A 19,969-nucleotide genomic window follows, 5' to 3' on the forward strand; every position below is an offset into this window, starting at 1 on the left:
AACCCATTCGATGCCTTAACGGATTTTAATGCCGCGTTAGCTCTACAGCCGAATGATGTATTTGCTTTAGCAAGACGGGGAGAGGTTTATCGACAATCGAACCAATTCGATAATGCCTTAACGGATTTAAATGCCGCGTTAGCTCTACAGCCGAATGATGTGTTTGCTTTAGCAAGACGGGGGGCAGTCTATCGACAAATGGGCGATTTGGATAATGCTCTTGTTGATCTCAATAAGGCCTTCGATAATAGTCCGCAAGACGGTTTTATTCTGCACCAAAGAAGTTTGGTTTATTGGCAACAAAATAAAAACGATGCAGCCTTAAACGATCTGGATGCATGGGAGTCCCAGTCAGAGGAGCATGTAGCAGAGTTCGTGCAAGTCGCTGAGATTGCCGAAGAAGAAACATCTTCTGAACCAACCCCAAAAGAAAGCTTGGTAAGCAAGGATTTTTCTTCCAATCCAATCCGTATTGAAGCAAGTGATGAGCAAGTGTTACCAGAAACCTCAGGTTTAAGCTTAACACCCACACCTATGGAAACAGATAATCTTGCATTTGGCTCAATTAATACTGAGGAACAGGCCGGGTCCTCGACAGGATCTCAGAATTCTGGAGAAGAAACGAGCAGGACGACGAAAGAGTTTAAAAAGCCTTGGCAGAAAAATGCACTATTTAGCGCGAAATATTCGGCTAAGTATGAACGTTTGCCGCCTGCGCCTATTAGGTTATTCCATACCCATCGCAATAATTACTCTCAGGTGTTTGACTTTAAGACATTGGAATCTTGTGAGCTATCGGAAAATACTATGGGGGCTCGCAGGCTAATCAGTTTATCCATTGGGCAATCGACCTTTAGACTTTCCACAATGAAAAGGGAGCATCCTGCAAGTGATGAAACGGTTACATTTATTTTTGCAGGCCGAAAAGAAAATGCAATGTTACCCCACCCCGCGGCGCTTGGCGATAAGCAAAGACTACTGCTGGTGGTTAGTGCTGGAGAATACAAGTCGTTTAGCAATCTAAATTATACAGACGCAGTTGAGTTTCTAATCATAGATTCTTTAGAGTCGAGCACCCACGGTAGCTACCAAATTGAAGACATCCAGGCACGCCGGCTTGCTGCCTTTATTCTTTCCTTTCATTGGCAGCTTAAGCATTGTGTTTATCTCGATGACAATCTTGAGTTAATTCAGTCCACGCCTAATTATCCTGCATTATCCACCTGGGCTGAGATAACTGATGTCTTGAAAGCTGATCGAGACAAGGAGAAAGCCGTATTGTGCGGGATGCAAACCTTTTCTTATAAGCCCCATTACTACGTAGAGCCTGACTATTGTTATAAATTGTTCAACCTCGATTTTCAACAATTGACTCAGCTATTGCATTTAGAAACTGCGGACGATGTTTTTATCTTAGGGTATCCAGCCAAATATTCTGGTTACTGTATGCAGGATTTCTACTTTCAGATGATTATAGATTTCGCGCTGTATGCTGCAAATTCAAAGCAGGAAACAGGGCATTTAATGAAAAAACTAGTTTACTTACCCCCGATGGAGTCAATTAGCTTAAAGCGGATGAAACAAAACCAGAATGCAGCTAAAGCCTACACGCGTGGGTTGATAGAGGATATTCTGACGATTACTACAGATGAGTTTGTGCCCCAGGGAATTAGAGAAGAATATGTTCAATTAATGAAAGAAAGTTTGATGCATTTACATAACGAAATTAAACGTAGCTTTAATTTAATGTCTAAGAAACGTCGCGAGCTGGTAACCAGAGATTTTCGGAGTATTGTGCAGGCTAATAATCAAATTGCTCCTTCAGAATCATTCAATAATCTAGAGCCAGAATTGTTGGAGAAAAATGCGAAAAAGCCAAAAAAAAGTGCAAAGCCAATACCGATTAATGACAATTTTTTGCGCACCAATTGGGTGGGGTGTCAAATTAGTGCATTAGCGCCTGCTGAGGTTGTAGATACTTATTTGCAGGAAAAGCCAGTTTCTGATTCCCTTTATCCTCATCAACTCGCCGCTATAAAAATGATTAGTCGATGTAATCAGTCGCATGGTGTACTAAAAATGGCTACCGGAAGTGGTAAAACGCGGGTGCAAATTGTATTCGCTAATTTTCTAATAAAAAGAAATCCGAACGCTGTCATTCATATTGTGGTACCCACTGTTCAACTGGTTAATCAATTCTACCAAGAATTTGTGCAAACGCTGGACACATTAGAGGAGTCAGGGGCAATTAAGAAGGAAAATATTGTTCCGGTGCATAGTAAAGAGAATGGAGTCGCCGCTGGCCTGATTACACTAAATACAATTTTTAGAAGTGAAGCGAGTGTTTATATTTTTTGTGAAGCCAGTTACTCAAAAATGTTAGCGACTGCTGAGAAAAATTTGGCAAACCATCGCGCACCGTTGCTTATCATGTTGGATGAGTTTCATCTTTATAAGCATAAAGCCCGCATTTTGATGGATAGCGGTGTTTCTACGCTTGGATTTTCAGCGACTCCTGGCCCTGATATTGTACCCTTGTACGAATTTAATCGCGCTGATTCACGGGCAGCTTTGCGCACAGCACCTTTGATTATAGACCGTTTATCCTATTCATTGAATCTGGAAAAGAACGAAAAAAAGCATAACAAAATAGCGGTACTGATTAGGCATCATCGACACCCCATGGGTAAACCTTTAGCCTGTTATAAAGGAATTATATACACCAGCAGTATAGAAGAGGCAAATGATCTGACCTCTGCAATTAACGAGGAGGCAGGTGAACAACTTGCGCAAGCGATTCATTCGCAGGTTAAAGATTATAAAAAATGGATAGAGCTGTTCCGCAAAAAAAGCCTGGAAACACCTGCCATTCTAGTCGTAGTGGATATGTTAGGTACAGGGTACGATGATAAAGATGTAGTCTGGGGCCTGTTTGCAAAAAACAATGGTGTTGGTGTGGAAAACCATTCACAAATGGCGGGGAGAGGTTTACGGCTCAATTCAGACTATCCTGAAAAGATAGCGTACATGCTTACTGATGACGATTTATTGTTTGATATTCAGGAAATATACAAAGATGAAGATGCATTAATAATGGCACATCCTGATTATTATACCTACAACCGAGAGGTTATTTACCTCGAGCTCTTAAATGCTGTTGAAAAGCAGCGTCCTTTTAAGCATTATTCAGCGATGTTTCGGCATAACAAGTTGAATTACAGCTTGTCTAAGCACCTGATTTTATTGATGAAGGCTCTGGACTCTAATGAACAAGAGTGGGTACAAGGGCTTTTAAGTGAAAATCGAGTGCTAAAAAAAAATTGGAAAGACCAGCGTGGAAAAGTATTTAATCTGATTGGGACTTTTTTAAATGAAGTGATCGGCCTGCAAGAAGGGCATCAAGATCCCTTGAAAGCGCGTTTATTTACCGTTGATGCATTTCAAAATGTATTGAACGCTGTACATTCTCATTCCTCTGCATTGCTAAAGCAATTGCTGACGGATGCCTCAGTGCAAAGAACTCTGACAGAGCAGTTTAAGAAGGTTTCTGGTGAATATTTTACGATATTCCAACAATATAGGAGCCTGGTAAATAGCCCAAACACACTTCCAAATCGATATGGTTTCTTACAGAGATTAGATAGACCTAGAGGATCCAATTTCTATTTACAGGAGCCTATGGTCAGTAATACTTACTCAAGCCAAAGCTCTCTCTAAACTCGGTCCATGGAATGGGCTTATTGTGTAATTTAAACTTCTTTATTCGATTCAGAGTTAAGGATTTGGCCTATTTCTGCACAACAAAATCACCTCATTTTTCAAGTTCGGCTCTCACCCGCGCTTCGCCTCGATCTCTCCCGCAAGTGGTCGAGGTCACATTTAACTGCAATTTAAATGCCCCGTTTTCTGGACATAACTCAGCTTAACATTGAGAAAAACGCATTACTGTGTTATAATGCGCCAGTTGTTAGAGAGGTCGTACGCATCTGCTGGGTTATAAATGCAGGATGTCAGTGGTAAAAATACCCAATTTGAGCTCTCTACACTGATGGAAAGTAGTAGTCAAGCGCATTTAAAAAAACTATGAATAGGGTTTTTTAGATGTTTAAGTCCTAACTTAACATAAGGGTATTGAATGAAAACATTAGCACTAGTAATGGGTTTGTTTATTCCAGTATTATCATTTGCCGCCAATGTCCCTCCTAATAGAACAATAGACATGTTTCAAGAGCAATGTGCTAAGGAAAAAGATCCTGTAAAGCGCCAAAATTCTTGCCATATTCTTGATCGCCACAGCGAATCCCAGCTAAATCTTCCTGAATTCCATAAAGAAACGGTCACTGTATAAAAAACCAAATAGCGATCCTGAACAAGAGAAATCAAGTCAGGATCGCAATAGTTTTATTTCCTATTCCACCTATCGTTCTCCATTTCAAAGCATTAATCCGCAACAGTCTTCTGATAATGAAGAGTAAGTTCGGGCTCTTCTTCATAGAGCGAATCAATCTTGTAGTGATTTTTTTGCAGCCGATAGCGTTTTGTTAAAATGCTTACATTCATTAGCACAATGCATGCAAGACTCATCATAATAAAACACGGTGAATTGGGAAGCTGAGTTTTGCGAGCTAAATAATCAGATAAGAGAGGGGGCAATCCGGATGCGAGGCTGGCTGCTACTGAAAAAACAATAGAAAGTGCAGTACAGCGAATTTGTAAGGGAAACAATTCGGTGAGTAACACAGAGGAGACGCTGTAGTAGCAGGCACAAGGGACAGAGATCAGCATTTGCATCAGAAGGATATGACTTGTGTTGCCATAATTAATGGCATACATGAATGGATAAGAAAGAAACAGAAGTCCAGCGGTTGCCCACGCTAACATTTTTAGGCGGTCTTGCTTATCTGAGAACCACCCAAAAAAGGGAATAAGGACAGTGACAAAAGCGAGCGAAAATGTCGTGGACATCACAATGAAAGTTCGCGGGACATGTGAGTATTGAGTGGCATGCAAAGGAATATAAAGATAGTAGAAAAACCCTGTAGCAACGGACAGGAAACTGGCAAAAAAAGCGTAGTTAAACATGAAAGGATTTCTTTTAACGAAATCGAGTGATTGATTATAAATGACTCGAGTCGTTGGTTTTGTACGTCCAGCATAGTACATGATGTAAGCTAAACTCTCAGGCATCCGATAGCGGATATAAAAACCAATAAGTGTAGTAAATAAGGCGAGCAAGAAAGGTATTCGCCATAACCAACTTTGCGTGGAAGTATTATTGAGCGAGTGAGTCATTTCGACAACAATGGAAGCAAGAAGATATCCTGCTTTTACTCCGACGGATGGCCAGCATCCGCGAAAGCCTCGCTGCTCACTATCGCCACTTTCCACTAAAAAAGAGGCTGAGTTTAAAAATTCAGACCCTAAGGCCATGCTCTGGATTATGCGAAACAGAAGTAAGAGTCCGGCAGCAAAAAAACCGATTTGCTGGTATTTCGGGATTAAACCAATGAGCACTGTGGATAAACCCATAATGAGAATAGAGCCCATTAATACGTTTTTCCGTCCATAAAGATCAGACAATAACCCTAAAATGAAAGCACCGACAGGTTTGGCTAAATAGGCGAGGAAAATGAGTGACAGGATAACCGTTGGAGTACCTTGATTATCGCCTATTAATACCCGCGAAAGCTCAGCGGATAGAAAATAGCAGATTGAGACGTCATAAGCTTCAACAACGTTCCCCATGAAGCCACCCCAAATGATTTTAGTTTGATGTTTCATATTCAACCTGTGATTTGGGCAAGTAGTCGTATACCCGAAAGAGTTCGCTTAGCATATTGGAACAATATTGGCCTATTTTGTAAAAGTCCTCGTGTTGACTAGCAAACACGTCACGCGTGTGATTGCAGGCACGGTTACTTGCTAAAGAATAAACGAAAAAATGATTTCCAAACTTTGCAGCTAAAGAGTAAGCAATGGGGTAACGATGTTTGATTTGCTTTAAATAATAAAGTTCGTCATATCGCTCTGGAGTGTATAAGGATTGCCAATTGGCTTGGCCGCAAGCGCGAAACCAGTCTGCTTGATACGACTTGTCATAACGCCAAAGACTACTGCTAAATAAGTTAAACTCCAAAGCAGGAGTAGAGGAAAAGCTGAGTATCTGATGTTGTTCATCAATTCGGGCAATAGCAATATGACTAATTTCATGAATGCCCAGCACATCTCTGAACACATTTGATACTTTGGAGCGGAAGGCGAAAAGAGCTTCCAGCAATTGCGGGTGAGGTGTTGCTTCTATGCAATTAGTTTCCATGAGTGACTCTCAAACAGGCTCCATGTTAATGACTAAAGTGCTTTATGGAAGATAAAGCTAAGTCGATAATTTTTTTGGATTGCTCTTCACTGGCATTGATTTGACTTACATCATTGATTAAATCAAGAAGAAAACCAGGAGTTTCTTTTCCTAAGTGAGGGGTATTATATAGATTTGCAGCACGAGTGAGAATATAGAGGAGTAAATTCTTCGTTATCGTCACTTTATTTTCAGATGGGGCAATGTCGGTATGGCTGTCACCAAATAACAACCACCCCGCTGAAACATTCAGTTTCGCAGCGATTTCAACGAGCTTAACCGGTTCAGGAATTGCTTCTCCACGAAGGTATTTCCGACATATTTGAACCGAATAACCCGTAATTTCAGCTAATTTATGAATGCAAACACCGGATGTTGATCGCTGTGAATTGTATCCAGCCGCAATCATTGCATCACGTAAGCGATAAGCAAACTGTTTTGTTAAGTCAACTTTTTCCATGCAGAGATTCGAATGATAAAGTAACCAAATGGTAACAAAGTGTTTTAATTCCTGCAAATAAATGAAGATTAAACGAAATTTATAGTTTCTTTTAGAAATTAACTGTTGCAATTAAGAAATGGCTATGTCATACTGCTCATGAAGCTAAGGAGTAGTTTCAAACTAGAGTCTAAACACTGTAGGGCCGATGGAACATTGTCTTACAGATAGTCCAACTAAGGAAAGAAAGTGGTTTAACCTTAGCAGTTAACCTCGTAAATTTGTGGCTTGAATCGATTGAACATCCATTCAGGCCTCTCTTTTAATAATTAATGACGCGTGGATAGGTGAGAGCACTATTCAACGTGTATCTTGCCTAGGTAGTTATTGCTTTGTGATCCCGGCTTCTATATAATCAACGCCATTTCACATGGTAGAACGAATAATAGGCACGTAGCTCAGTGGTAGAGCACCACCTTGACATGGTGGTGGTCGGTGGTTCGATCCCACTCGTGCCTACCAAATAACCCTGCTGCGCAGGGTTTTTTTTTCCCATACAATCATTAATATTGATGCATGCTTGGGGGAATGGAGGGATAACAGATGCCAAATATTAAACTACCCGACGGAAACGTCAAACATTTTGAGCACCCCATCACTATCCATGATGTGGCTCAAAGCATAAGTCCTAGCTTGGCTAAAGCAGCTCTCGCAGGCCGTGTCAATGGGCAACTGGTTGATACAAGCTATACCCTCTCTCACGATTGTGAATTAGTGATTATTACTGAGAAACAAGAAAAAGACAGTTTGGAAGTGATTCGGCATTCTACTGCGCATTTATTGGCACAAGCGGTTAAAAGTTTATTTCCTAACGCGCAGGTTACTATTGGCCCAGTCATCGAAGATGGGTTCTATTATGATTTCGCTTTTGGCAGACCATTTACACCCGAGGATTTGGAGCGCATCGAAGAAAAAATGCAGGAATTGGCGAAGGCTGATTTCCCAATTACGCGTCGAGAGCTGCCTCGCGATGAAGCCGTTGAGTATTTTCGCAGTTTGGGAGAGGAGTACAAAGCTAAAATTATTGCTGATATTCCTGCTGGCGAAGTGATATCGCTTTATAAGCAAGGGGATTTTGAAGATCTTTGTCGTGGTCCTCACGTGCCCTCCACGGGTCGCTTAAAAGCATTTAAATTAACTAAAGTCGCAGGAGCTTATTGGCGCGGTGATGCGCGCAATGAAATGTTGCAGCGGATTTATGGGACTGCATGGGCAGATAAGAAAGCGCTTGCGGATTATTTGCATCGCTTAGAAGAGGCAGAAAAACGCGATCATCGCAAGCTGGGAAAGGCTCTGGATTTCTTTCATTTTCAAGACATTGCACCGGGTATGGTATTTTGGCACCCAAAAGGGTGGACTGTTTATAAATTGCTTGAGCAATACATGCGAGATCGTTTAGTTGATTTCGGATACCAAGAAATCAGAACCCCCCAACTTGTCGATAAAGTTTTGTGGGAAAAGTCAGGGCACTGGGAAAACTTCCGCGAGGAGATGTTTGTTACAGAAACAGAGAATCGCCAATATGCGGTCAAACCAATGAATTGCCCTTGCCATGTGCAAATTTACAATCAAGGATTAAGAAGTTACCGCGATTTGCCAATGCGTCTTGCCGAATTTGGAAATTGCCATCGCTGCGAACCCTCTGGCGCTCTACACGGTTTGATGCGTGTACGCAATATGGTTCAAGATGATGCACACATTTTTTGTACTGAAGAGCAAATTCAATCCGAAGTGGCAATGATGTTGGAGCTGGTAAAATCAGTGTATGCTGATTTTGGTTTCACAGAAATAAAGTATCGATTAGCATTACGCCCAGAAAAACGAGTGGGGAGCGATGCTGTTTGGGAAAAAGCTGAAAATGCATTAAAAGAAGCAATGAGCAGCCATAGTATTAAGTGGATAGATGCTCCGGGAGAGGGCGCATTTTATGGGCCTAAAATTGAGTGCTCTTTAGCAGATTGCTTAGGCCGTATTTGGCAATGTGGTACAATCCAAGTTGATTTTTCCATGCCTGAGCGCTTAGGGGCGCAATACGTCGCTGAAGATGGATCCAAACAGACTCCAGTGATGTTGCATCGTGCTATTTTAGGTTCTCTCGAACGTTTCATGGGAATTTTAATTGAGCATTACGCAGGGAGACTGCCACTTTGGTTAGCCCCATTGCAGGTTTCGGTGCTCACAATTAGTGATAAGCAGCATGATTTTGCGCAAAAAGTGACTAATATTTTGCAGAAACAAGGGATTCGTGCAAATTTTGACTTGAGAAATGAGAAGATTGGCTTTAAAATCCGCGAGCACACCTTGCAAAAAGTCCCTTATTTGCTCGTTATTGGTGACAAAGAGGTCGAAAAAAACGCTGTTGCAGTACGAACTCGTGAAGGTAATGATCTAGGTGTGATGAGTGTTGATACAATTTGCGATGTCTTGGATAAAGAAATTGCAGCAAAAGGTCGTGTTAAAAATGACTAGGACTGTTTTACATTTCGCTAGTTTGAGCCAAAATATAAACAATTTGGCGAGATAGTAGAAATAGAAAGAGATCCCAAACTACTTGGAGGAATGAACTATTAGTGCATCAAGTAAGCGTGACGGCGATCGCGCGCGTATTAATGAACAGATCAATGTACCTGAGGTACGCTTAATTGATGTCGATGGCAATCAGGTGGGAATTGTATCAACGCGAGAAGCCCTGCGTGCAGCAGAAGAAGGCGGTTTTGATTTGGTGGAGATTTCCCCCACGGCAAAGCCCCCTGTGTGCCGCATCATGGATTATGGTAAATTTCTCTTTGAGTTGAGTAAAAAACAAGCTGAAGCAAAGAAAAAGCAGAAGCAGATTCAAGTCAAAGAACTGAAATTCCGTCCAACGACGGAAGATGGAGATTATCAGGTCAAGCTACGCAACCTGATCCGTTTCCTAAATCATGGCGACAAGGTGAAAATCACTCTGCGGTTTCGCGGTAGAGAGATGGCTCATCAGGAAATTGGTATGAAAATCATGGAGCGCTTGCAGCGCGATACTGCCGAACACGCAGTTATTGAACAGCATGCAAAACGTGAAGGTCGTCAATTGTTGATGGTTTTAGCGCCGAAGAAAAAGCAATAGTAGTTGTTGAATATCTTGATTTGATGGATTCATTCTGATCCACAAATGGATTGAAAGCGCTACATCATAATTAGCAGTAATGTGAATGCGGAGTAAAATGTTATGCCTAAATTGAAAACACATAGTGGAGCGGCAAAACGCTTCCGAAAAACGGCAAGTGGTCGAGTTAAGCGCCGCGGTGCTTACAGAAACCATATCCTCACTAAAAAATCACCGAAGCAAAAACGTCATTTGCGTGTTTCTTCAGGTGCTTTGAAAGAGTGTGATGCGCGTTTGGCCAAACGCATGTTACACGGTAGTTAAGGGGAGGATTGAGAGATGCCAAGAGTTAAACGTGGTGTGACTGCTAAAGCGCGTCATAAGAAAATTTTAGATCAAGCCAAAGGTTATTACGGTGCCCGTAGCCGGACTTACCGTGTTGCCAAGCAGGCTGTGATTAAAGCGGGTCAATACGCCTACCGTGATCGACGTCAAAGAAGACGCCAATTTCGTGCATTGTGGATTACTCGAATTAATGCACAAGCTCGTGAATGTGGAATGTCTTATAGCCGTCTAATCGATGGTTTAAAGAAAGCAGGAATTGAATTAGATCGCAAAATATTGGCTGATATGGCCGTATATGATAAACAGGCGTTCGCTGCAGTGGCTGAAAAGGCTAAAGCGGCGCTCGGTTAAAAGGGATAGCTCAGGCCCTCTATTTATGTCTACTGGAACGGCCGAGGCATTTACCCTAAGAGTTTGTTGCCAATTCGCTAACTTGTGGCCTAAGGAACAAGTTAGTAGAATTGATAACAATACCTGGTTTCTATCTGTATAATTTACTAAGGGAGGCTATAGCCTCCTTTTTTACATGTGGGTTTAATCATGCAAGATATTATCCTGCTACGGCAAAAAGCTGCTGATGCGATTTCTCAAGCACAAGACGTTACAGCCTTGGAGACTATCCGTGTCGAATATTTAGGAAAAAAAGGCCATTTGACCGAGATTCTTAAAGGATTAGCAGGCTTATCTACAGAAGAAAGACCCAAAGTAGGGCAATTAGTCAATCAAGCAAAGATTGATATCAGTAAATTAATTGAAGAAAAAATGGCGTATCTCAAAGAGATGCAGCTGCAAAAAAAATTATCGGCCGAACGGATCGATGTGTCACTTCCCGGACGCAATCACAAATCGGGTTCTCTACATCCAGTCACCCAAGTAAAACAACGCGTCAACGATTATTTCAGCCGTTTGGGCTTTGATATTGTTGAAGGGCCTGAAGTTGAAACGGAATTTTATAATTTCGAAGCCCTTAATATTCCTGGGCACCATCCTGCTCGGGCAATGCATGATACCTTCTACTTTGGTGATGGACGGTTATTACGTACACACACTTCACCGGTACAAATACGCACCATGGAAAAGCGAAAGCCCCCCATGCGATTAATTGCTCCAGGGCGGGTCTATCGTTGTGACTCGGATTTAACTCATACTCCCATGTTTCATCAGGTGGAAGGATTGTTAATTGATAAACAGGCGACGCTTGCTGGATTAAAAGGTGTATTACAAGATTTCTTTGCGCATTTCTTTGGCCGCGAACTCGCATTGCGGTTTAGACCTTCTTATTTTCCCTTTACTGAACCCTCGGCTGAAGTGGATATTGAGTGCACCCAGTGTGCCGGCAAAGGCTGTCGCTCTTGCAAATTCACCGGATGGCTAGAGGTGTTGGGTTGCGGTATGGTACACCCCAATGTACTGACGGCAGTCAACATTTCACCGGAAGAGTACCAAGGCTGGGCATTTGGTATGGGTATGGATAGATTAGCAATGTTGTATTTTGGTATTGATGATTTGCGAATGATGTTCGAGAACGATTTAACTTTTTTAAGGCAGTTCTAGAAGGCGTGGCCGAATTTTGGCCAAAATAGAAAAAGGTAACAAGCCAAGTCGATATTAGGCGGATTTTTTATGAAAGTGAGTGAATTGTGGTTACGCGAGTGGGTAAATCCTTCTTTAAATGAGCAGCAACTTGCGTCGCTCTTAACCATGGCTGGTTTAGAGGTTGATGCAGTGACTCCTGTTGCCGGTGCCTTTGATCGGGTCATTGTCGCACAGGTAACGAACACAAAACCTCACCCGCAAGCGGATAAATTAACTTTATGCGAAGTGAATACCGGTAATGGAAATCCATTAAAAGTAGTTTGTGGTGCTGCAAATGTTCGAACCGGATTAAAAGTAGCGCTTGCCCAGATTGGCGCAAACCTTCCCGGTGGTTTAGTGATTAAGGAGACAACGCTACGGGGAGAACTGTCTCAAGGGATGCTTTGCTCTACTACTGAACTTGGCTTAACCGATACTTCAGACGGAATTATGGAGTTGGAGGATGATGCACCCATAGGAACTAATTTACGGACATACCTCACGCTTGATGATCATGTGTTTGATATTGATTTAACCCCTAACCGAGCCGATTGTTTTAGTGTTTTGGGTATCGCGCGCGAAGTGTCAGCGCTAACCCGATTGCCACGCAAAGCCATTCCGCAACACATTAGTCAACCCACCACGGACGAAACATTAGCGATTCAACTACATGCAAAAGAAGCCTGTCCAAAATATGCTGGGCGAATAATTCGTGGTATCAACTTTCAAGCCCGAACGCCAAGCTGGATGAGCGAGCGATTGCGTCGTGCAGGGTTACGCGCTATTCATCCGGTAGTCGATGTGACGAATTATGTCATGCTCGAGCTGGGGCAACCGATGCACGCTTTTGACTTACAAACCATTAAAGGGGATATCATTGCTCGTTTTGGTAACGACAATGAAACGCTTGAACTGTTAGACGGTCAGCAAGTGAAGCTAAATAATAATGTCTTGGTGATTGCCGATAGCGAAAAACCTTTAGCCATGGCTGGGGTTATGGGTGGGCAAGCAAGTTCTGTGAAGGAAGAGACTCAAGATATTTTCTTAGAAAGTGCCTATTTTAACCCATTAACAATTGCTGGCGTCGCCCGAGGATTCGGTCTCAGCAGTGATTCTTCGCAGCGTTTTGAACGTGGGGTTGATCCCAATTTACAAGTTTTGGCATTAGAGCGTGCCACAGCGCTTTTATTGGATATTGTCGGAGGCCAGGCAGGCCCTATTACTTTAGCTTCTGAGCCTCAAGCTTTACCGGCAAAGGTGAATGTGCTGTTTAACCCGGAAAAAGTAAAACGAATTACCGGCATGAGCATCGCTGAAGAAGAGATGCTGAACATGCTCCAGGGGCTAGGGATGACGGTAAATAAAGAGTCGACCTTATGGAAAGTCGATGTCCCATCCCATCGTTTTGACATTAGTCTCGAGGCGGATTTAGTAGAAGAAATCATCCGTTTGTATGGCTATGATAAAATGCTTGGAGAAAAAATAACCACTGAAGTCCAAGCTGGGACAATTAATCCCCTAGAAGCGCTGTCTGCGCAAATTGCCCGTATATTCACAGCCAGAGGGTACCATGAAACGATTAGCTATAGTTTCGTTGACCCTGAGTTACAACAAACACTTTTCCCTCATGCAGAAGTTTTTCAACTACTTAATCCCATTTCTTCCGAACTTTCACAGATGCGAGTCAGCCTATGGCCCGGATTGCTTGCTTCTATGGTGTATAATGTGCATCGGCAACAAACAGCGATCAAATTCTTTGAGAATGGGGTGATTTTTGAAGGGCAAGGGGATTCATTACAAGAGCATCCGTGTGTAGCTGGTATATTAGCCGGTGAATATGGCGCGTTGAATTGGAGTGAAAAGGCTAGAAAATTTGATTTCTATGATCTAAAGGGTGATTTAGAGGCGCTTTTTGCTTCGCTTCACCTCAAAAACATAAGCTTTGAAAGTGCCGATCATTCGGCACTGCATCCAGGCAAATCAGCGGTCATTATTATTGATGGACAACAGATTGGCTGGTGTGGCGTATTGCACCCGCGTATAGCTGACGCGCTGGATCTGAGTCATGAGGTCATTTTGTTTGAATTACGGATAAAAGAGTTAGTTGCAGCAACGCCTATTCGCTATTTGCCCATTTCAAAATTCCCTCAGATACGTCGTGATTTATCGATGCTAGTTAATGAAGAAATCACTGCGGCTCAAATCGAATCACAAGTGCGAAAGGTGGTTAGCGATGACAAGCTAAAAGCATTCGATGTTTTCGATGTATACACGGGTGAATCAATTCCGGCAGGCAAGAAAAGTTTAGCGATCGCCCTGACTTTACAAGACAATCAACGAACGATGGTTGACAGCGAGATCAATGCAATAATTAGTGCTATAATCAAAAAACTAAACGAGGAATTTTCTATAATATTGAGGGACTAATCGTGAATGCGCTAAGTAAAGCAATGATTGCGGAAGCTTTGTGTAATGAGCTAAATCTCACTAAACCTGATGCTAAAGAGATGGTAGAGCAATTTTACGAGACATTAAGACATGCACTTGAAAGTGGTGAAAACGTCAAATTGTCAGGGTTTGGTAACTTCACTTTACGTGATAAAGCTCAACGCCCAGGGAGAAACCCTAAGACAGGTGAGGAAATTCCTGTGGTAGCCCGTCGTGTTGTTACCTTTAAACCAGGCCTCAAGTTAAAAACCAAAATAGAACAGCGGGGTAAGTAAGCGGTTGACCTACTATAGTAAGCATATCTTTTTGTGCACAAACCAGAAAATACCTGGAAAAAAATGCTGTGCAACTTCCGGTGGAGAGCCCTTTTTTGATTATATGAAATCGAAATTGCTGGAGCTTGAGCTGCACGGACCTGGCAAAATCAGAATGAGTAAAACAGCGTGTTTGGGTCGTTGTGGTGAGGGACCCTGCATCGTGATCTATCCCGAAGGAGTATGGTATACTTACGCCACCCTGGCTGATATTGATGAAATTATAAACAGCCATCTTATTGCAGGCGAGCCTGTAGAACGCTTGCTAATTCCCAATTAGCCGGATATTGCAAGAATTTATAACATTTTTACTTGTAGGTTATCCTAGTTTTAGTTAAAATCGCCCGTCTGATTGAAAGATTACCAATAAAGGCGGTACGGAGTTAATTTAATGAAAACATTTAGCGCCAAGGCACACGAAGTCAAACGTGACTGGTACGTGATCGATGCGAGTGATAAGGTTTTAGGTCGTCTTGCTACCGAGATTGCCCGTCGTCTGCGCGGCAAGCACAAAGCAGAGTACACCCCACACGTTGACACTGGTGATTATATTATTGTAACTAATGCAGAAAAGGTAACTGTAACCGGCCGAAAATTTAAAGAGAAGATGTACTATCATCATTCTGGATTTCCTGGTGGTATTAAATCGACTTCTTTCGATAAATTACAGGCAAAAAATCCTGCGCGTATTATTGAGCTAGCGGTAAAAGGTATGCTTCCCAAAAATCCTTTGGGTCGAGAAATGTATCGTAAGCTTAAGGTTTATATCGGTAATGAGCATCCACATGCTGCACAGCAACCTAAGCAACTTGAGATTGAGGAATAAGTATTATGGCTGATAGACAGCAATACTATGGTACTGGTCGTAGAAAAAGTTCAACGGCTAGGGTCTTTTTGCGTCCTGGTAAGGGCGAAATCAAAGTCAATAATCGCGCCTTGGAAGATTACTTCGGTCGCGAAACTTCTTGCATGATTGTTCGTCAACCTCTTGAAACAGTTGACGTAATCGGCAAATTTGATATTTATGCCACTGTTGTGGGTGGCGGAATCTCCGGGCAAGCCGGTGCCGTGCGCCTTGGCATCGCTCGTGCCCTTGTTGCTTATGATGAGCATGATTTGGCTGAAGATGCAGAACCCAACCCTAATTCTTTCCGAAGAAAATTACGTGCACGTGGACTGTTGACTCGTGATTCTCGTCGCGTAGAAAGAAAGAAAGTCGGTTTGCACAAAGCACGACGTGCAACCCAGTACTCCAAGCGTTAATTGTCATTATCTACCCCGCATCAAGCGGGGTTTTTTATACCCTTTAGTATGGGGTATTGTCATTAAGTTAAGGAATCGGACGCTATCGCTACGTCTCGCGGCTTGTCCGTGCGATCCAAGAACCTCTCACCATCGCTGGATCCCGTAGACAAGCTGCGCGGCGTAGGTAAACGAGCTGTGCCATTAACTTAATGGCAGTGGTATGGGAGGTGATCTATTACTAAAAATAATTGTCATCGCGAAGACTCCGATAATGACACGATAGATGAGCAAAGACGCCGATTTTTACTCGCTACAACAGGTGTCCTAGGTGGAATTGGGGCTGCTTGCGCTTTAACTCCTTTCATTTCTTCTTGGTTACCGAGTGCTAAAGCCCAAGCGGCTGGAGCGCCTGTGACGGTCGATCTCAGCAAGCTCGAACCTGGGCAGCAAGTGACTGTGGAGTGGCGAGGCAAGCCTGTGTGGATAATCCGGCGGACCAAGGAAATGTTGGCACAGATCAATGGACATGATGCTCAATTGCGTGATCCAGAGTCATTGGTTGAACAACAGCCTAGTTATGCAAAAAATCAATACCGTTCAATTAATCCAGAATATTTGGTGCTCGTCGGTATTTGTACTCATTTGGGTTGTTCTCCGAAATATACTCCCACTAAAAATGAATTAGGCTCTCATTGGCCCGGCGGTTTTTATTGCCCTTGTCATGGCTCAACCTTTGATCTTGCAGGACGAGTATTTAAAGGTGTTCCAGCACCTATCAATTTGGAAGTACCGCCTTATCAATTTATCAGCGAGAATGTCATCGTGATTGGTCAAGATCAAGAACATGAGTAACTTAGTATGAAAAAAGTAGTGAATTGGTTGGACGAACGCTTCCCTCTTTTGTGCACTTGGAAAGAACATTTCAGTGATTATTATGTGCCTAAAAACCTTAATTTCTTTTATTTATTTGGTTCCTTAGCCTTGCTTATTCTGGCTATGCAGCTCATGACAGGATTATGGTTGACTATGTTTTATGTGCCTACCGCACAGCAAGCGTTTAGCTCCATTGAATACATCATGCGAGATGTTAATTATGGGTGGCTACTGCGTTATATGCATTCTACAGGAGCATCGGCTTTTTTTATTGTGATCTATCTGCACTTGTTTAAAGCCTTATTATATGGTTCTTACCAGAAGCCGAGAGAATTGATATGGCTGTTAGGGATGGCATTATTCGTTCTATTAATGGCGGAGGCTTTTTTGGGTTATTTACTTCCCTGGGGGCAAATGTCCTATTGGGGGGCCCAAGTTATTACTTCTCTATTAAGTGCGATTCCTTATATTGGTGATCACTTAGTCACTTGGCTTAGGGGCGATTACAATGTCGCAAATGCAACGTTACAGCGCTTTTTTGCTCTCCATGTGATTGGCGTCCCTCTTTTATTGTTATTTTTGGTTTTCTTACATCTCATTGCGCTACATAAAGTGGGTTCTAATAACCCTGAAGGAATCGAAATTAAGGCAGCACTTGATTCACGAGGTAAACCTTTGGATGGAATTCCGCTGCATCCCTATTTTTCGGTAAAGGATTTCGTCGGTATTCTCGGCTTTTTAATTCTTTTTTTTGCTATTGTCTTTTTTTTCCCGGAGATGGGCGGGTATTTTTTAGAGCGAGAGAATTTTGCTCCTGCTAATCCTTTAGTCACTCCAGAGCATATTGCTCCCGTGTGGTATATGACACCCTTTTATTCCATTTTGCGCGCCATTCCCGATAAATTAATGGGTGTTATTGCCGTGGGCGGCGCAATTTTAATTTTATTATTCATGCCGTGGCTAGATAAAAGCCCGGTGCGATCGATGCGGTATAAAGGATGTTACTCAAGATTTGCTTTAGGTGTATTTGTCATCTGTTTCTTTATTTTAGGGTATTTAGGTACGGTTAATGTAACTCCTTTAAATCAATATTTGGCACGGGTTTGTACAGCAGTTTATTTTGCTTATTTCTTATTGATGCCGGTTTACAGTCGTTATGAAACCTCTCGATTTCCACCCAAGAGGATTAAAGGGTGAGTAAATACATTAAATACCTAATTGGTTGTTTTGCGCTTTTAGCGCTGCAAATGACTCAAAGTGCGGTAGCGCTGTTACCAGTAAAAATAGATGTTCATGATCAAACAAAACTTCAGCGTGGTGCAAAAATTTTCATGAATTATTGCTCTGGTTGTCATTCATTACAGTATTTACGTTATAGTCGTATGGGTAAGGATTTGGGTTTAGTCACATTTAATGGCCAGTTGGATACCCGTTTACTCATTAACAACTTGGTGTTTACTCATGCAAAAGTGCAGGATCCTATTCAAGTCAGTATGCCTGTTGCTGATGCACGACAATGGTTCGGACTTGTTCCTCCCGATTTGTCCTTAACTGCTCGAGAACGCGGAGCTGCCTGGATTTACACGTACTTAAAAAGCTTTTATGCAGACAGCGCCCGTCCTTTTGGTACGAATAATTTACTTGTTCTAGATACAGCAATGCCTAATATTTTGGCTCCTCTTGAAGGAGAGGTGATTGCCAGGACAGAGAGTTCTTGGCAAATACCGCGATTAGTGCTTAAGCAAAAAGGAGAAATGAGTCCGCAGCAATTTGATGAAATGCTTGAAGATTTAGTGACTTTTCTTGTTTATGTCGCTGAGCCGGCGAAACTAGTCCGTTATAGTATTGGCATTAAAGTGATTATCTTTTTGCTTATTTTTTTGGTTGTGGCTTACTTGCTCAAAAGAAGTTACTGGAAAAAGGTTTAATAAATTTAAATTCTCACCTCATTCCAATAAAAAATTGTGATAGAATAGTGCCTTTTGACATACTGCAAAGTATGGGTTAGGTAAAAGCTCAAATCCCCCTTATGAATGTTTACTCGAATGGTCGGATTTGAGCACTTACATTTTCAGAGGAGTCGCGATGGCCATTGTAACAAAGCGTACAATTATGTCTTTGTATTCTGACAATGATGATGTTTACAGTCATCAAGTGCGTATAGTTTTAGCAGAGAAGGGAGTCAATGTTGAAATCCTTCATGCTAAGCAAGGTGAAGCTCCCGAAGATTTGTATACAATTAATCCCTATGGATCGGTTCCTACACTGCTTGATCGAGAGCTCGTGTTGTATGAAGCACGAATCATTATGGAATATTTAGATGAGCGATTTCCTCATCCTCCTCTTTTACCTGTTTATCCTGTTGCTCGTGCCGAAGCGCGTAAAATGATGTTTCGTATAGAGCAGGATTGGTATTACCTTTTGCAACGCATAAAAGGGGATATCGAGATTGAGCAATCTCGTCAATATTTATTAGACAGCTTAACTAGTCTTGAGCCTGTTTTTGCTGATAAGGCTTATTTCCTAAGCGATGAATTTTCTTTATTGGATTGTGCGCTTGCTCCTTTATTGTGGCGATTACCCCAGCTAGGAATAGAGATACCGGCGAAATTAAAGGGCTTAAATGCTTACATGCAGCGATTATTTAAACGTGATTCTTTTCAAGCGAGTTTATCGGATGTTGAGAGACAACTAAGAGCGGCCTAATGATGACTACTATGACTTCCAACAAGCCATATCTGATTCGAGCAATTTATGATTGGATAGTAGACAATGATTTAACGCCTTACATTCTAGTCAACGCTGACTATCCTAATGTTCAAGTGCCGAGAGAACATGTGAATGGTGGTCGTATAGTACTCAATATTTCGCCCAAAGCTTGTCGAGGCCTACATCTTGAAAACGATAGAATCGTTTTTACTGCGCGGTTTTCAGGACAAAGTGTACAAATTTTTGTTATTCCCGCTGCTGTGCTTGCCATTTATGCAAAAGAAAATGGCCGCGGAATGGAGTTTGGTGAAGAGTACAGTAATGAACCTCCCCCTCCTCCTAAGCCAGCAAGTGCAGCCTCTACAAGGCGCGGCAAGCCGTCATTAACTCTAGTGAAAAAAGACGAAAAAGATTAAGATTTCTAGGGGCTGTCGACAAATAAATGTGACGACTTTTAGTCAGAAAGGTTAACTAAGTAGGGTGGATTGTTTGACAATGGCGCTGCCTTAAGGATTAAAAGGCCC

20 protein-coding genes and 1 tRNA gene are annotated in these 19,969 nt (G+C 42.2%); 18 read left to right on the top strand and 3 right to left on the bottom strand.

The window, feature by feature from the left end; translation table 11 throughout:
• Together B5D33_RS01810 and B5D33_RS01815 are read left to right on the top strand one after the other, a co-directional pair.
• Positions 1-3,717, top strand: a 3,717-nt coding sequence (locus tag B5D33_RS01810; RefSeq protein ID WP_176119737.1) for a DEAD/DEAH box helicase family protein, incomplete at its 5' end; no start/stop codon positions are given.
• 418 nt (positions 3,718-4,135) lie between these two features.
• Positions 4,136-4,348 (top strand): hypothetical protein, encoded by a 213-nt coding sequence (locus B5D33_RS01815; protein ID WP_058452639.1) that lies wholly within the window; start codon positions 4,136-4,138, stop codon positions 4,346-4,348.
• A gap of 92 nt (positions 4,349-4,440) precedes the next feature.
• Here B5D33_RS01815 and B5D33_RS01820 read toward each other — a convergent pair whose 3' ends face one another.
• Genes B5D33_RS01820 through B5D33_RS01830 form a run of 3 tightly spaced genes read right to left on the bottom strand, consistent with a single transcriptional unit; the run spans position 4,441 to position 6,815 of the window.
• Positions 4,441-5,781: an MFS transporter gene (locus B5D33_RS01820; protein WP_058452640.1), complete on the bottom strand. Its 1,341-nt coding sequence runs from the start codon at positions 5,779-5,781 to the stop codon at positions 4,441-4,443.
• Positions 5,765-6,316, bottom strand: a complete 552-nt coding sequence (locus B5D33_RS01825) for a hypothetical protein (protein ID WP_058452641.1) — start codon at positions 6,314-6,316, stop codon at positions 5,765-5,767. The genes B5D33_RS01820 and B5D33_RS01825 overlap by 17 nt, the downstream gene beginning before the upstream one ends.
• A 25-nt stretch (positions 6,317-6,341) precedes the next feature.
• Entirely contained in the window at positions 6,342-6,815 is a 474-nt protein-coding gene (locus B5D33_RS01830; protein ID WP_058452776.1) for a helix-turn-helix domain-containing protein, read from the bottom strand.
• A 426-nt stretch (positions 6,816-7,241) separates the two neighbouring features.
• Between B5D33_RS01830 and B5D33_RS01835 the strand changes: the two genes are divergently transcribed.
• From B5D33_RS01835 to B5D33_RS01910, 16 genes are all read left to right on the top strand, one after another.
• Positions 7,242-7,316: transfer RNA gene (locus B5D33_RS01835), tRNA-Val, on the top strand.
• An 81-nt stretch (positions 7,317-7,397) separates the two neighbouring features.
• A complete protein-coding gene (gene thrS, locus B5D33_RS01840; protein ID WP_058452642.1) occupies positions 7,398-9,323 on the top strand; it encodes a threonine--tRNA ligase in 1,926 nt (641 codons plus the stop codon).
• Between the two features lie 97 nt (positions 9,324-9,420).
• Positions 9,421-9,957 carry a translation initiation factor IF-3 gene (gene infC / locus B5D33_RS01845; protein WP_058452643.1) on the top strand — a complete coding sequence of 179 codons (537 nt, stop codon included), beginning with the start codon at positions 9,421-9,423 and terminating at the stop codon, positions 9,955-9,957.
• 102 nt (positions 9,958-10,059) lie between these two features.
• On the top strand, positions 10,060-10,260 hold the full coding sequence (gene rpmI, locus B5D33_RS01850; protein ID WP_058452644.1) for a 50S ribosomal protein L35: 201 nt from the start codon (positions 10,060-10,062) through the stop codon (positions 10,258-10,260).
• 15 nt (positions 10,261-10,275) lie between these two features.
• Positions 10,276-10,632 carry a 50S ribosomal protein L20 gene (rplT, locus tag B5D33_RS01855; RefSeq protein ID WP_058452645.1) on the top strand — a complete coding sequence of 119 codons (357 nt, stop codon included), beginning with the start codon at positions 10,276-10,278 and terminating at the stop codon, positions 10,630-10,632.
• A 189-nt stretch (positions 10,633-10,821) separates the two neighbouring features.
• Positions 10,822-11,835, top strand: a complete 1,014-nt coding sequence (pheS, locus tag B5D33_RS01860) for a phenylalanine--tRNA ligase subunit alpha (protein WP_058452646.1) — start codon at positions 10,822-10,824, stop codon at positions 11,833-11,835.
• Between the two features lie 69 nt (positions 11,836-11,904).
• The gene (gene pheT / locus B5D33_RS01865) at positions 11,905-14,283 is read left to right on the top strand and encodes a phenylalanine--tRNA ligase subunit beta (protein WP_058452647.1); all 2,379 of its coding nucleotides are present in this window, start codon (positions 11,905-11,907) and stop codon (positions 14,281-14,283) included.
• 2 nt (positions 14,284-14,285) lie between these two features.
• Positions 14,286-14,579 (top strand): integration host factor subunit alpha, encoded by a 294-nt coding sequence (locus B5D33_RS01870; protein WP_058452648.1) that lies wholly within the window; start codon positions 14,286-14,288, stop codon positions 14,577-14,579.
• Positions 14,580-14,583: 4 nt separating this feature from the next.
• Complete coding sequence (locus B5D33_RS01875; RefSeq protein ID WP_058452649.1) at positions 14,584-14,898, top strand: (2Fe-2S) ferredoxin domain-containing protein; 315 nt, start codon at positions 14,584-14,586, stop codon at positions 14,896-14,898.
• A 111-nt stretch (positions 14,899-15,009) separates the two neighbouring features.
• The gene (gene rplM / locus B5D33_RS01880; RefSeq protein WP_058452650.1) at positions 15,010-15,444 is read left to right on the top strand and encodes a 50S ribosomal protein L13; all 435 of its coding nucleotides are present in this window, start codon (positions 15,010-15,012) and stop codon (positions 15,442-15,444) included.
• A gap of 5 nt (positions 15,445-15,449) precedes the next feature.
• Positions 15,450-15,881, top strand: a complete 432-nt coding sequence (gene rpsI, locus B5D33_RS01885) for a 30S ribosomal protein S9 (protein ID WP_045100193.1) — start codon at positions 15,450-15,452, stop codon at positions 15,879-15,881.
• Positions 15,882-16,097: 216 nt separating this feature from the next.
• Positions 16,098-16,715: a ubiquinol-cytochrome c reductase iron-sulfur subunit gene (gene petA, locus B5D33_RS01890; RefSeq protein WP_058452651.1), complete on the top strand. Its 618-nt coding sequence runs from the start codon at positions 16,098-16,100 to the stop codon at positions 16,713-16,715.
• Between the two features lie 6 nt (positions 16,716-16,721).
• Positions 16,722-17,933 carry a cytochrome b gene (locus B5D33_RS01895; protein WP_058452652.1) on the top strand — a complete coding sequence of 404 codons (1,212 nt, stop codon included), beginning with the start codon at positions 16,722-16,724 and terminating at the stop codon, positions 17,931-17,933.
• A gap of 50 nt (positions 17,934-17,983) precedes the next feature.
• Positions 17,984-18,664 carry a cytochrome c1 gene (locus tag B5D33_RS01900; protein WP_058452777.1) on the top strand — a complete coding sequence of 227 codons (681 nt, stop codon included), beginning with the start codon at positions 17,984-17,986 and terminating at the stop codon, positions 18,662-18,664.
• A 157-nt stretch (positions 18,665-18,821) separates the two neighbouring features.
• A complete protein-coding gene (locus tag B5D33_RS01905) occupies positions 18,822-19,442 on the top strand; it encodes a glutathione S-transferase N-terminal domain-containing protein (protein ID WP_058452653.1) in 621 nt (206 codons plus the stop codon).
• Positions 19,443-19,444: 2 nt separating this feature from the next.
• Complete coding sequence (locus B5D33_RS01910; RefSeq protein WP_058452778.1) at positions 19,445-19,861, top strand: ClpXP protease specificity-enhancing factor; 417 nt, start codon at positions 19,445-19,447, stop codon at positions 19,859-19,861.
• Positions 19,862-19,969 lie beyond the last annotated feature (108 nt).

This window comes from Legionella maceachernii (assembly GCF_900167045.1).
Lineage (GTDB): Bacteria > Pseudomonadota > Gammaproteobacteria > Legionellales > Legionellaceae > Tatlockia > Tatlockia maceachernii.